A 12500-nucleotide genomic window follows, 5' to 3' on the forward strand; every position below is an offset into this window, starting at 1 on the left:
CTCAACTCCCGCATGATAAAATTTCACTCGATCGCACTTATCCCCCAACCTCCGTTCGCACTTGACAAGTCGTCTTAGATGAGTGGCGATCGCCCGCTGGCACAAAAATCATCATTTGAGATAGATTAGCCGCTATGGGCGATCGACCGCAGCAATTTCGAGAACACCCTCCAACCCCAAAAGTGGCCGCTGTTCAAAGGTTCCAAAAATTCCAATTTCGTCTTTGCACTTTCAAGGCGAAGTTGAAGTCAATTTTCCGATCTGCAGTTAACAATACCTCTCCCCGCCAAAAATTTTATCTGGAAAAATTTTTCTGTAGTTTTTTTAGTTGTGATTTACCTCCGGAGGTGGTAGCATATTTGACCGAAAGCCCGATCGAACAGCCATGATCAAGATAGCGGTAATTCTGCCTGTTTACAACGAAGCAAAGTGCATAGCCCAAACCTTTGATAGAATTTTAGAATTTTCTCAAAAAAATCATGCTTACAATTTTATTATTGTTAATGACGGCTCGACCGACAATACACTGCAAATTCTCGAAAACCAACTCAAAAATTTCCCCACACATCACATCAAACTAATTTCTTACAGCCACCGTCAAGGCAAAGGATATGCCGTCAAGAAAGGCAGCGAATGTGTAGACGCTGACTGCATTTGCTTCATGGATGGCGACTTAGCTTACTCCCTCGAACACCTCGAACTCTTGGTCAAAAAATTAAAAGAATTTGATGTCGTAATTGGTTGCAGAAATCTCGAACGAGAAAACTTCCGAAATCTTACCTTACTCCGAAAAATCTCAGGCAAAATATTTAACTTCATTTCTGGAAAAATTCTCGATTTACCATATAGAGATATGCAAGCCGGACTCAAAGGATTTAACAAAATACCAGCTAGAGAAATATTTAAAAACCAAACACTTACTGGATTTTGTTTTGATGCAGAACTGCTTTTTTTAGCAAAAAAAAAAGATATACAATTGGTGAAATTCCAGCCAAACTTTGCCAGCAACACCTATACAAAAATTCCCAAGTCAATATATTCAAAGATTCCCTAAAAATGCTGATATGCTTATTTAAAATTAGAGCCAACGACCGCGCAGGCTACTATGAATAAATCAATCTTGTTGAGCTTTGACATAGAAGAATTTGACATCCCCGAAGAATACGGTCAACCCCTGGAATCCGAGATCGAGTTTGAAATTTCTAACCGAGGATTGTCAAAGATTATTGCACTTCTAGAAAAATTAGATATTACAGCCACATTTTTTGTTACAGCTAACTTTGCACTCCACAACCCAGATACAATCAGAGAAATTTCACAACACCATGAAATCGCCTCCCACGGCTTTTACCACTCTCAATTTTGCCTAGAAGATTTACACAAATCTAAACAAACCTTAGAACAAATAACTAATACTGAAATCACTGGATTCAGGATGGCAAGACTTCAGCCCGTTGACGACGCAGAAATAGAAAAAGCAGGCTACGAATACAACTCATCAATGAATCCAACTTACATCCCCGGCAGATACAACAACCTATCTAAACCCCGAACTGCATATTATACGAATAAACTGCTCAACCTGCCCATTTCAGTCACTCCTCTGATCAGATTTCCCTTATTTTGGTTGAGCTTTAAAAACTTCCCCCTCTCAATGATAGAATTAGCAACCCAACTAACCCTAGAAACAGACTCCTATCTGAACATCTACTTTCACCCCTGGGAATTCACAGATATTTCCCAGTTTAAATTACCCGGATACGTCAAAAAAGACTCAGGCATAAAAATGCTTGACAAACTCGAAAAATATCTCACAAAGCTGAAAACCCAAGGCAAATTTATTTCTATTTCCGAATTTAAGCACAACTTCAGTCAACCTTAGAGCAAATATCGGGTTCAGCAAAAAGTATGAAATTTAAACCTCTCTACTACTGGAACAATCAAACAGGATTGCGTCAAGTTACAATCCTAGCAACCATCTTTTTTATATTAGTTTTAATTTTTAGCGTAATCCGCTACGAAAGCTTATTAGCCACCTACGATCACGGTTTATTTAACCAAGTATTTTGGAATAGCATACACGGCAAATTTTTTCAAGGTTCACTGTCCTCAGCGGCCTCCAGCGCCTCGCTGATGGACAGACAACTTTCCTACCCATTTTATATCCATTTAGGACAACACTTCGTCATCGATTTTCTGATTTGGATGCCGATTTATGCCTTATTCCCATCCCCCATTACCCTGATAGTTTTGCAAGTTACTTTAATTGCAGCAGCCGGAATAGTGCTGTATTTCTTAGCAAGACACTATCTATCTGTTCCCCTGTCGGTAATGATAGTAGCCAGCTATTACGGAGCAAATGGTGTCATCGGGCCGACGCTGGGAAATTTTTACGAACATTGCCAAATTCCTCTATTTATATTTAGCTTGCTCCTAGCATTAGAAAAGCAGCGCTGGTCGCTATTTTGGCTGTTTGCAGTTTTAACATTAGGCACTCGCGAAGATGCTGGAATTAGCTTGTTTGGGATCGGAGCGTATTTAATTGTCAGTCGGCGCTACCCCCGCGTCGGCATAGCTTTGTGCGCTCTCAGCTTTAGCTACGTGGTGTTCGTAACTAATAGAATCATGCCGATGTTTTCGGCTGACAATTCCCGCTTGTACTTAGCTAATTACTTTAGAAAATTTGTCAAAACCGAGAGCCCGTCAACACTAGAACTGCTTTGGGCGATTATCAGTCAACCTCAGCTCATAATTGAAGTATTTTTTAAAGATGCAAGTAGGCGAATTTTATATCTTTTAGGTCATTGGTTGCCGCTAGCATTTGTACCTGCGATTGTTCCTAGCGCCTGGTTAATGACTGTTTTTCCTTTACTGGTTGTGTTGCTGCAAGTTGTTAATCAGGCAGCTACTTCTATCAACACCCGCTACACATTTGCTATAATTCCGGGGTTATTTTACGGTACAATCCTGTGGTGGTCGCAACATCAAGATAAATTCAAACCCAGGTTCCACCGCTTCTGGATTGGGTGTATCGGTCTGTCAATACTGCTTACGTACACTTCTAATCCGAATCAAGCTTTGTATTTCATCTCTCCTTATTCTTTTCAACCTTGGGTTTATCAGTCTTTGCCGGCTCAACTCGGACACGCAGCTAATATCAAAAAAGTCTTAAGTTTGATTCCCCAAGATGCTAGCGTTTCTACCAGCGGTTATATCGTTTCCCACCTTTCGGGCCGCCGGAACATCATCCGTTTAGAAGTGATGCAGATGAAAGACGAAGAGGGAAAAGTAGTCGATGTCGATTATGCGCTGTTAGATTTGTGGCAGTTGCAGCAAAACAATTTAAAAGTTCCCCTTGACAGAGGTAGAGTTCGGGGGGGAGTGCGTTTTACCGATGAAGCTCTACGGCTAGGTTTGTACGGAATTGCTGAAGTATTGGACGGAGTTGTTTTAGTTCAAAAAGGCATAACTTCTAAGCCGGAAGTTTTGTCGGCTTGGTCGAAATTGCGGCAAGAAATCGAACCGTTGATGAAATAGTCGAAAGTCAAGGATCGAGTCGGCAGTTGCGATCGCCCCCAGAGAGTAAAACCAAGTAAAATTGCAAGTATTGGTCGATCGACCCCCGTTGCTAGACTGTATTTGGATTCAAGGTTTGCTATACTCCAGAAATAGACACATATTAACCTTTGGAAAATCAATAGGCCGGAGCTATGACATCCTATGCAACCTCTACAGCAAGAGCCGAGATGAGTGAGATCCGGCGCTTGAAAAACATACTGCCCCCAGAACTCCAAAGTTGGGTAACAGTAGAAAAAACAATAGAAGTTAATCCCACCCTGATCCGCAGCGAAGAAATAGGCAAAGACCAGGTTGAAATTCAAATAGACCTGATCCGCTGGGAACAGCTAGCAATGGATCAGCGCAACCTCCTATTTTGGCACGAAGTCGCCAGAATCCAAAACGACACCATCCCCAGAGACGGTTGGGAAATGGCAGCCCTCGCCATTGGCATGGGCGGTGCCGTCGGCGAACTTTGGGTGCAAGACGGTTTGCTGCTGATACTGGCCCTCTCCCTGTGCGGTGTCTCCGGTTGGAGACTGTACCAAAAAAATAACGGAGAGAAAAGTTTAAAAGAAGCAGTAGACGCCGACGAAAAAGCCCTCGCCCTCGCCACCCGCTTCGGCTACACACTCCCAAACGCCTACAAAAGCCTCGGCAGCGCCTTAAAAACCTTAATCGAGCAAACCTCCAAAAAACAGCAGCGGGCTAAATACGAAGCTCGTCTCCAGGCCCTGAAACGCAACGCAGCCAAAGCCAAAGCCAAAGTCAAACCCATCACCCGCGAAACCTCTCAGTCAGAAAACGTCTACAATTCTTAATCTTATCCCCCGACGCTTGGTACGGGGGTTTTCCAGTTAACAGTTAACTTTTGACTTTCCTATTAACTGTTAGCTGTTAACTGCGGTCGCTATCCCCTGCAAGACAGGCACGAAAATTATTAACGACCAGATTAATCGGTCTGAATCCACAAAAATCTTGATTCCGATGTCAAAGTTTGGCAGCGATTGCGTTCAAAAATCTTTGGGCCAAAACTTTGACTGGTAGACTCAAGTCTATCTTTGGCTGTGATATCACCCGCGGCGGGCAAGTTTTAAGGTGTTTTTGTAAAGTTTGTATAAAGCTAGCCTAAGGTGGAGCTGCTAGGACAGAATAGGCTAAAGACATCAGCTTGAAATTTGAAACTAGGACTTCATGGTCAGTCAAACCCCAGAGGCAGATTTTCGGGTTACGTACTTGGACGAGATTCCCTCAGTTCACATACCCGTGCGCTTGAGCGTACTTGAAGCCGTAAACTTCAAGACAACCTGCCAGCAACTTTTCTCTGGAAACACCGTTCCCAGCAAGATTGTCCTAGACTTCAGTCAGACGACATTCATCGACAGTAGCGGGATCGGTGCTTTAGTTAGCAATCTGAAATTTGCCAAACAGCGGGATAGCGACTTAGTGCTCCGCAGCCTTAAGCCGCAGGTAATGGCAGTATTTGCTCTCACCAGTCTAGATCAAGTGCTGACGATCGAGCAGCCCTCTGCAACCTCAACCCCCACAGAGACCAACCCCTCGGACAATCAGCTACCGATGACCCACCCCTCAGTGCAATCGTGGGTGAAGCGGCTGATAGACATCGTTGGGGCAATAGTCGGTTTGGTGATTACAGGAATTTTGCTTGTACCCATAGCTGTCGCTATCACTATCAACGATCCAGGCCCGATATTTTTCGGTCAAACCCGCTGTGGCTGGATGGGCAAACAATTTCGGATTTGGAAATTTCGCTCGATGTGTACCAACGCCGAAGCAATGAAAGCCCAAATCAAAAACCAAGCTTCTGGTGCATTTTTCAAAAATGACAACGACCCGCGGATTACCAAAGTCGGGCGCATCTTGCGCAAAACCAGTCTCGACGAACTGCCGCAGTTTTGGAACGTGCTCAAAGGCGAAATGAGTCTAGTCGGCACTAGACCGCCTACGCCAGACGAAGTTGAGCGCTACGAAGTCCCTCAGTGGCAGCGTTTGGATGTCAAACCCGGGATGACAGGGGAATGGCAAGTCAACGGTCGCTCTCAAGTCCGCGATTTTGAAGATGTCATCCGTTTAGATTTAAAATACCAACAAAACTGGAGCCTGATGTATGACTTGAAACTAATTGTTAAAACCGTAACAGTCCTGTTTAACAAAAATAGCGGCGCTGTGTAGGAACGGTTAACAACCCACCGCTAAACTTTTAGGTACTCTTGCCGACGGACGGCGGAAACTCGAACTCGATACTTACTCAAACAGGCGATCGGTAGCTATACCTACGCTAGCATTAAGTGTTAAAATTCACACCGAAGAAAATGCGTAGCTAGTTGCCAGCTCTGCAATCAGAGCATTAATTAGCAATTTGCGAGTTCGAGGTCGTACTCGAATAATCCCAGCATGGTTTTTGAGGACGACCCTAACTCAGGTGGGTTTAGAAAAGTACCGACTGCGTTAGCAGTCGAAGCTCAAACCAACCCTCGCAAGCTGACTCTGGAATTTTCGCTATTTATACGCCCTACCGAGGCGGTTTACAGTATCGGAAGTCTCTCATTTCCTGTGCGAGTAAATGGTGCGAAAGGAATGCTCACCTTGAGGCAAAACGGGCTTCTTCAACTCAAGCTTGACTTAACTAATATGTTGCCAAGACCTTGCCCTCCTTTTCCTCTCCCACCTGCGCTGATTACAGCGGGGGTGGGAACCGACCAGGGGGAAGAAAGATGAAAGACAAGCAACCAAAGGCCGAGTCGCACCTTCAGGTTGAAACAGACCTGAAGGCTTTAACATCCGTTTTGGAATGGTTGGAGAATATCGTTTTGCCGCTGCTGCCAGCGGATTTCTGGTGGCAGTGTCGGCTGATAATCAACGAAGGCTTTACAAACGCTGTCCGCCACGCTCACCAGAACTTGCCCCCCGCGACGCCGATCGACATTGAGGTAAAAGTGTTTGCCGATTACTTAGAAATTAGGATTTGGGACAGGGGTCAACCGTTCAACCTCGAAGCAAAGCTGCACTCGATCATGCAAGAGCAGCGCGATCCCTTGGACAGAGAAGGAGAAAGGGGACTGGTGTTCATGTACAAGCTCACAGACGACCTTCGGTATATCCGTACCGACGATCGCCGCAACTGCCTGGTAATGCGCAAAAACCTTACCTGATGGCGCGAGACCCGCCCGAGCCAGGGCGGTTTGTTTCGCTCCAGTGGAATGTCACAGCGCCGCCCCCAGTTGTGCTACCAGGAACCCAAGCACATCCTCTGGAATTCTGCGGGTGCAGGCTCGATGCACGCGGTGGCAGGACAATTTGCTTCAAACTAAATATTATGCGTATTCTAATTTATTCCTATAACTACTATCCAGAGCCGATCGGCATTGCCCCCCTGATGACAGAACTAGCGCAAGGCCTAGTCAAGCGCGGCCACCAAGTACGAGTCGTCACAGGAATGCCCAACTATCCCCAGCGCCGGATTTATCCGCAATATCAGGGCAAATTTTACCTCACCGAAGAACACAACGGCGTGACAATTCAACGCAGCTACCTGCGCGTCAACGGCCCTCACCCCAGCCTGCTAGACCGACTCCTGCTAGACGGCAGTTTTGTCGCCTCCAGCGCCGTCCAAGCCTTCAGAGGCTGGCGTCCCGACGTGATTTTTTCGACAATGCCCCCTTTACCGATTTGCGTCCCAGTCGCCTTTTACGGCTGGATTCGCGCTTGCCCGATCGTCCTCAACGTTCAGGATATCGTCTCAGAAGCAGCCGTGCGCGTCGGCTTGGTCAAAAAAAACGGACTGCTAGTTCGTATTGCTGACGCTTTGGAAAAGTTGGCCTACTGCACAGCCAGCCAAGTCAGCGTCATCGACAGCGGTTTTGTCAAAAAATTGCATTCTCAGGGAGTACCCCCCGAAAAAATAGTTTGCGTTCCCAATTGGGTTGATGTCAATTTCATTCGCCCCTTACCCAAGGAAAATAACTCATTTCGAGAAACTCACAAACTCAAGGGCAAATTTGTCGTTCTCTATGCTGGCAATATTGCCCTCACTCAAGGCTTGCAAACAGTTGTCCAAGCAGCGGCTCGTTTGAAACACCTAACCGAAATCGCTTTTGTAATTGTGGGGGAATCAACAGCACTGGAGCGATTGCAAAAAGATTGCGAAACTTACAAAGCTAATAATGTAATGTTGCTGCCATTTGAACCGCGAGAAAAATTGCCGGAATTGTTAGCTGCTGCTGATGTTAGTTTAGTCGTACAAAAGCGCCGCGTTACTAACTTCAATATGCCTTCAAAAATTCAAGTAATTCTAGCCAGCGGTCGGGCAATTTTGGCGTCTGTTCCCGAAACTGGTACGGCCCAGAAAGCAGTGCAGCAAAGCGGTGGCGGGGTGGTGGTAGCGCCGGAAGATCCGCAGGCTTTGGCTGATGCTGTTGAGGATTTGTACCTGCACCCTGCTAAGGTGGATGCGTTGGGCGAGCAAGGCAGAAATTATGCTGTTGAGAATTACGGATTTGAGGAAGCTTTGAATCATTATGAAGCTTTATTTGCGGCGGTTGCAGCGAGTCATGCTGAGAAAATATTGACACCGCTGCCAAAATAAGATAAGCGCTTGAAACCGCTCTTGCTGACAGTGCCAAAAGATATTCCGAACCTACAGCAATAACGTTCTTAATAAGATAAGTGCTTGAAACCGCTCTTGCTGACAGTGCCAAAAGATATTCCGAACCTACAGCAATAACGTTCGTTAATATAAATGCAAAAAAATCAAATAGTGAGGGTTGAGCGATTTAATTCCCCCACATACCAAAACCGGAACTGTCACCGCAGCCATCCAGACAGCTATGACTGCCCCGATAAAAAGTAAAATGCTGATTCCTGAAAAATAATTTTGACTTTTAGTTTTAGTTACAGCCATTTTGATTGAGATTTTTAGGGAAAGCCTTTGTTAAAAACAAGAGCGTAAAAATCCCCAGATAAACTAGAGCGAATCGACGACAAAAAAACCTTTGATGGCACTAACTAAAAATATAAAATATAAAAAATCAGATAATTACCAAAAATAGCAAGCGAGCATCTCATATTTGTAAAAATGATTCTTCTGGCTCCTTCGTTCTGGCTCCTTCCTTCTGCCTCCTGCCTCAAAACTCTAATTTGTAGCTTTGATGCAAAAGTGAGATGTTCCCAATACCAACTCCATTAGACTAATTGTTCGGGTAGCAACTGTTTTAAATACAGGACTTACGCACAGACCATGCCTGTAGGGCGATGTACACCGCACTTTACCGCTACAGATAGTGTAAAAAATGATTCCTGACGTAAGTCCTAAAATATTCAAGCAGTTACTAGAAAAGATAATGTATTCAAACAGCCGATCGCCCCCTTCGCCCCCTTCGCCCTCCCCATCCCAGATATCACCACACCCCAGTCAGTCCGACACAACAGCCGATCGAAACAAAACGCTAAAATAGGAGATCCTACAATTTAGGAGTTAATATTTGACACTTGTACCCGCGCGCGAAAACGTCCTAGCTTGGCTCTGTGACCGCGTTCCTGCTGCCCGCATCAAACATATTCTGGGAGTCGAACAGGTAGCAGGTGACTTGGCTCGCCATTACGGCCTCGACGAAGCTAAAGCCCGATCGGCAGGTTTGTTGCACGATTTGGCAAAATACTTTAAACCTCAACTGCTGCTGCAAATGGCCCAGAAGGAAGGTTTAGAGTTAGACTCAGTGTTGGAAGCACACCCGCATTTGCTGCACGCAGACGCGAGCGCGATCGTCGCCAGAGACGAATTCGGGGTGGTCGATCGAGAAATTTTGGAGGCAATCGCCAATCACACCCTCGGCAGACCAAACATGAGCCAGCTCAGTTGTACCGTATTCATAGCAGACACTATAGAGCCGAGCCGCGGCAACACAGCCGAACTAGAAGCACTGCGCGAGGCAAGCTGGCAAAATCTTTATGCAGCCGTGTGGCAAACTAGCGATTATTCTCTTAAATATTTGCTAGAAACTCGCTGCTACATCCACCCCCGCACCGTACTTACCCGCAATTGGGCGCTGCTGATGGCTCGATCGCCGGAAACAGGAAATTCGACGCAGAAGTCGATCGAACAAATCACAAGTTGAAAGTAAAATTCACTAGCAATTCTGTCTTTACTTTTGGCTTCAACCTAACTCCTCTTTCCCGCCTCAAACTGCCAACAACCGAAAGCCAATAGCGCACCCATTCTTCCTTGCCGTATCAATTAGGAACTTAAACACTTAATGTCAGATCTAACTCAACTCGAATACTCCAGGGCTCAGTCTACAGCAACGGACGGCACCTCACCAGACGAAGCTCGCGGCCTGATCATGACCGTTGCCCAAGCAGCCGAGGACCGCAAAGCAGTAGATATTCTATTGCTGCGGGTGTCAGAAGTATGCTATTTGGCAGACTACTTTGCGATCGTCACCGGATTTTCCAACGTGCAGGTACGAGCCATCTCCCAAGCAATAGCAGACCAAGTGGAAGAAGAATGGCAACGCTTGCCACTGCGTACACAAGGGCTATCAGACGCCAGTTGGGTAGTCATGGACTACGGCGACGCGATCGTTCACATCTTGAAGCCTCAAGAGCGGGAGTTCTACAATTTAGAAGCGTTCTGGGGACACGCCGAACGCATTGACTTTTCCCCCGCGCGGTGAGGATGGCTAATGTGAAAAACGTTTCTGCTTCTATTTGTCCGGTTCCGCAAGAACAGCGACCGATCAATGAATACCAAGAACTTAAAGAATCCTGGTTTTTTAGCTGGGTAACACTCAATTGGCCCGGATACCTGGCAAAACTAGCTTGGGTTTGGGCTTGGAGTTGCTTGGTATCGGGGCCGATAGCTGCTTCTAGCTTTGCTCCCCTCAAGTATCCAGCTCAGTTTGCCCTCAGCGGTGCTGCAGGTGCCGGTTTTATTCTAGGATTAGCTTTGCTGCGGCTCTACTTGGGTTGGTTCTACGTGCGATCGCGCCTTTCAAATCCCACGGTCGTCTACGAAGAGTCTGGTTGGTACGATTGTCAATCTTGGCCTAAAACTCCCGAAGTTTTGCTTCAAGATCAGTTGATTGTCAACTACCAACTAGAACCAATTCTCAGGCGTCTGCGGCAGACATTTTATGGTTTGACAGTATTGCTGGTTGCCGGGGGACTAATTTGGAGTTGTTTGTAATCGGGAATGCAAGGGAGTTTTGAGTTTTGAGATAGCCGCGCACTGCCAACAACACACACGGGGTGCATGAGTCAGAAACGATCGCAGAAAGATTAACTTTACAACTCGTAACTGGCAGCTCGCAACTCATAACTTCCACCAGCCCCAATCTAAAATCTAAAATCTAAAATCTAAAATTGATATGACAAGGGGAAAACGAACCCAAGCTGCCGAATTGGAAGTCACACTGCTGCGCGAAGGTATTGTGGAATCGAGGCACCGCGCCCAAGCTGCTGTCTGTGACAACCGCGGCCGCGTTTTGTCGGTTGCTGGTAACTCGGAAACGGCCTCATTTGTCCGTTCTTCACTCAAGCCTTTTCAAGCTTTGGCGGTGACGGCGACTGGGACTTTAGAACGCTACGAATTGACCGATCGAGATTTAGCGATTATTTGCAGTTCCCATCAAGGTACGATCGAGCAATCGCGCCAGGTATTTAACGTCCTGTGGCGCTGCGACATTGACCCATCTAAACTTCAATGCCCGATTCCTGAAGGCAAAAAGAGCCCCCTGCAACACAACTGTTCCGGCAAACACGCGGGAATGCTGGCTGTCTGCCAGCAACTCCACTGGCCTCTGGAAACTTATTTGCGCCGGAAACATCCCGTCCAGCAGCTTATTTTGGGCAAAGTAGCTGACTTGCTCGCCATGCCTGCCGAAGAGTTTATCAGCGCTCGCGACGACTGCGGCGCTCCTACCTATCTGTTGCAGTTGGGGCAAATGGCCTCTTTGTACGCTCAGTTAGCCTCCGGGAACAATGTGGATATGGAACGGATTGTCCGCGCTATGACTCACCACCCGATAATGGTTGCCGGTGAGGGCAAATTTGACACGGAACTGATGCGCTTGACTCAAGGGGAATTGGTGAGCAAATCCGGCGCCGAAGGGGTGCAGTGCATTGGCCGGGTTGGCGAAGGCATGGGCTTGGCAATTAAGGTGACGGATGGGGGAAAGCGCGCTCAATTTGCTGTGGCGATTCACTTGCTCAAGCAGTTGGGGTGGATTACTCCGACTATCGCCGAAACTCTGGCGGAAACTTACCTCACTCTCAGCGAATTCAAGCGCTTGGAGGTAATCGGGGAAGTTTCGATGCTTTAGGGCGATCGAGACTCGCTCGCCGATTTCAGCAACCCCTCCCATCATCTAAAAAGTTTTTTTTGATTTAGGGGTTGCAATTTTCAGAAAGATATGTTTATACTAGATGAATAGAAAAAGCGACGCGGGATAGAGCAGCCTGGTAGCTCGTCGGGCTCATAACCCGAAGGTCAGTGGTTCAAATCCACTTCCCGCCACCAAATGCAAGCGAACCCTGTAATCTTTAAGGTTTCAGGGTTTTGTTTTTGGGAACCACTCAAGAGAGATCGAGCAACGCGGGATAGAGCAGCCTGGTAGCTCGTCGGGCTCATAACCCGAAGGTCAGTGGTTCAAATCCACTTCCCGCCACCAAATTAACCAAGACAAGCCCCGGCAGCCTAAAAGTTGCTGGGGTTTGTTTTATATTCTCTGTTTGATGCGGTCTGCGATCGCCTCTTCGACACATTGAAAGCAGTTTATTTTAAGCGGCAACAAACATCAGGACAAAGCAGTGCTGTGTCCCTACCGTATATTTGTATTTTTATATAGGTATAACCCACATTCCGCAGATATTCGATCGAACTTAATTTCAAAGAGATTCAGAATTATCAAACCCTCAAATGATTA

13 protein-coding genes and 2 tRNA genes are annotated in these 12500 nt (G+C 46.5%); 14 read left to right on the forward strand and 1 reads right to left on the reverse strand.

What is annotated here, in order from left to right:
• Positions 1 to 385 precede the first annotated feature (385 nt).
• The 8 genes from QUA80_RS26465 to QUA80_RS26500 all read left to right on the forward strand — a co-directional run bounded on the left by QUA80_RS26465 (position 386) and on the right by QUA80_RS26500 (position 8164).
• Positions 386 to 1054, forward strand: coding sequence for a glycosyltransferase (locus QUA80_RS26465; RefSeq protein WP_333427973.1), 669 nt, complete (start codon positions 386 to 388; stop codon positions 1052 to 1054).
• Between the two features lie 51 nt (positions 1055 to 1105).
• Positions 1106 to 1882 carry a polysaccharide deacetylase family protein gene (locus QUA80_RS26470; protein ID WP_333427974.1) on the forward strand — a complete coding sequence of 259 codons (777 nt, stop codon included), beginning with the start codon at positions 1106 to 1108 and terminating at the stop codon, positions 1880 to 1882.
• A gap of 26 nt (positions 1883 to 1908) precedes the next feature.
• Complete coding sequence (locus QUA80_RS26475) at positions 1909 to 3537, forward strand: DUF2079 domain-containing protein (RefSeq protein WP_333427975.1); 1629 nt, start codon at positions 1909 to 1911, stop codon at positions 3535 to 3537.
• Between the two features lie 173 nt (positions 3538 to 3710).
• Complete coding sequence (locus QUA80_RS26480) at positions 3711 to 4379, forward strand: DUF3318 domain-containing protein (protein WP_333241813.1); 669 nt, start codon at positions 3711 to 3713, stop codon at positions 4377 to 4379.
• 373 nt (positions 4380 to 4752) lie between these two features.
• Positions 4753 to 5751 carry a sugar transferase gene (locus tag QUA80_RS26485; RefSeq protein WP_333427976.1) on the forward strand — a complete coding sequence of 333 codons (999 nt, stop codon included), beginning with the start codon at positions 4753 to 4755 and terminating at the stop codon, positions 5749 to 5751.
• A 222-nt stretch (positions 5752 to 5973) separates the two neighbouring features.
• The gene (locus QUA80_RS26490) at positions 5974 to 6297 is read left to right on the forward strand and encodes a hypothetical protein (protein ID WP_333427977.1); all 324 of its coding nucleotides are present in this window, start codon (positions 5974 to 5976) and stop codon (positions 6295 to 6297) included.
• Positions 6294 to 6731 carry an ATP-binding protein gene (locus QUA80_RS26495; RefSeq protein ID WP_333241818.1) on the forward strand — a complete coding sequence of 146 codons (438 nt, stop codon included), beginning with the start codon at positions 6294 to 6296 and terminating at the stop codon, positions 6729 to 6731. Before QUA80_RS26490 ends, QUA80_RS26495 begins: the two co-directional genes overlap by 4 nt.
• 164 nt (positions 6732 to 6895) lie before the next feature.
• Positions 6896 to 8164 carry a WcaI family glycosyltransferase gene (locus QUA80_RS26500; protein WP_333427978.1) on the forward strand — a complete coding sequence of 423 codons (1269 nt, stop codon included), beginning with the start codon at positions 6896 to 6898 and terminating at the stop codon, positions 8162 to 8164.
• A gap of 144 nt (positions 8165 to 8308) precedes the next feature.
• On the opposite strand, the gene QUA80_RS26505 is transcribed toward QUA80_RS26500, so the two are convergent.
• Positions 8309 to 8479, reverse strand: a complete 171-nt coding sequence (locus tag QUA80_RS26505; protein WP_333427979.1) for a hypothetical protein — start codon at positions 8477 to 8479, stop codon at positions 8309 to 8311.
• Between the two features lie 580 nt (positions 8480 to 9059).
• Here QUA80_RS26505 and yqeK point away from each other — a divergent pair.
• The 6 genes from yqeK (at position 9060) to QUA80_RS26535 (ending at position 12245) form a co-directional block, all read left to right on the forward strand.
• Positions 9060 to 9692, forward strand: coding sequence for a bis(5'-nucleosyl)-tetraphosphatase (symmetrical) YqeK (yqeK, locus tag QUA80_RS26510; protein WP_333427980.1), 633 nt, complete (start codon positions 9060 to 9062; stop codon positions 9690 to 9692).
• Positions 9693 to 9830: 138 nt separating this feature from the next.
• Positions 9831 to 10250, forward strand: a complete 420-nt coding sequence (rsfS, locus tag QUA80_RS26515; RefSeq protein WP_333427981.1) for a ribosome silencing factor — start codon at positions 9831 to 9833, stop codon at positions 10248 to 10250.
• Between the two features lie 2 nt (positions 10251 to 10252).
• Positions 10253 to 10762 carry a CGLD27 family protein gene (locus QUA80_RS26520; RefSeq protein WP_333427982.1) on the forward strand — a complete coding sequence of 170 codons (510 nt, stop codon included), beginning with the start codon at positions 10253 to 10255 and terminating at the stop codon, positions 10760 to 10762.
• A gap of 181 nt (positions 10763 to 10943) precedes the next feature.
• Complete coding sequence (locus tag QUA80_RS26525; RefSeq protein WP_333427983.1) at positions 10944 to 11897, forward strand: asparaginase; 954 nt, start codon at positions 10944 to 10946, stop codon at positions 11895 to 11897.
• Positions 11898 to 12017: 120 nt separating this feature from the next.
• Positions 12018 to 12094 (forward strand) — tRNA-Met (locus QUA80_RS26530).
• A 74-nt stretch (positions 12095 to 12168) separates the two neighbouring features.
• Positions 12169 to 12245, forward strand: a tRNA-Met gene (locus tag QUA80_RS26535).
• Positions 12246 to 12500: the final 255 nt, after the last annotated feature.

Source organism: Microcoleus sp. F4-D5 (assembly GCF_036704885.1).
Lineage (GTDB): Bacteria > Cyanobacteriota > Cyanobacteriia > Cyanobacteriales > Microcoleaceae > Microcoleus.

Bases quoted from the DNA above. Each gene is read 5' to 3' on its own strand.
- QUA80_RS26465 (WP_333427973.1), top strand. From the start codon at position 386: ATGATCAAGATAGCGGTAATTCTGCCTGTTTACAACGAAGCAAAGTGC.
- QUA80_RS26470 (WP_333427974.1), top strand. From the start codon at position 1,106: ATGAATAAATCAATCTTGTTGAGCTTTGACATAGAAGAATTTGACATC.
- QUA80_RS26475 (WP_333427975.1), top strand. From the start codon at position 1,909: ATGAAATTTAAACCTCTCTACTACTGGAACAATCAAACAGGATTGCGT.
- QUA80_RS26480 (WP_333241813.1), top strand. From the start codon at position 3,711: ATGACATCCTATGCAACCTCTACAGCAAGAGCCGAGATGAGTGAGATC.
- QUA80_RS26485 (WP_333427976.1), top strand. From the start codon at position 4,753: ATGGTCAGTCAAACCCCAGAGGCAGATTTTCGGGTTACGTACTTGGAC.
- QUA80_RS26490 (WP_333427977.1), top strand. From the start codon at position 5,974: ATGGTTTTTGAGGACGACCCTAACTCAGGTGGGTTTAGAAAAGTACCG.
- QUA80_RS26495 (WP_333241818.1), top strand. From the start codon at position 6,294: ATGAAAGACAAGCAACCAAAGGCCGAGTCGCACCTTCAGGTTGAAACA.
- QUA80_RS26500 (WP_333427978.1), top strand. From the start codon at position 6,896: ATGCGTATTCTAATTTATTCCTATAACTACTATCCAGAGCCGATCGGC.
- QUA80_RS26505 (WP_333427979.1), bottom strand. From the start codon at position 8,479: ATGGCTGTAACTAAAACTAAAAGTCAAAATTATTTTTCAGGAATCAGC.
- rsfS (WP_333427981.1), top strand. From the start codon at position 9,831: ATGTCAGATCTAACTCAACTCGAATACTCCAGGGCTCAGTCTACAGCA.
- QUA80_RS26520 (WP_333427982.1), top strand. From the start codon at position 10,253: ATGGCTAATGTGAAAAACGTTTCTGCTTCTATTTGTCCGGTTCCGCAA.
- QUA80_RS26525 (WP_333427983.1), top strand. From the start codon at position 10,944: ATGACAAGGGGAAAACGAACCCAAGCTGCCGAATTGGAAGTCACACTG.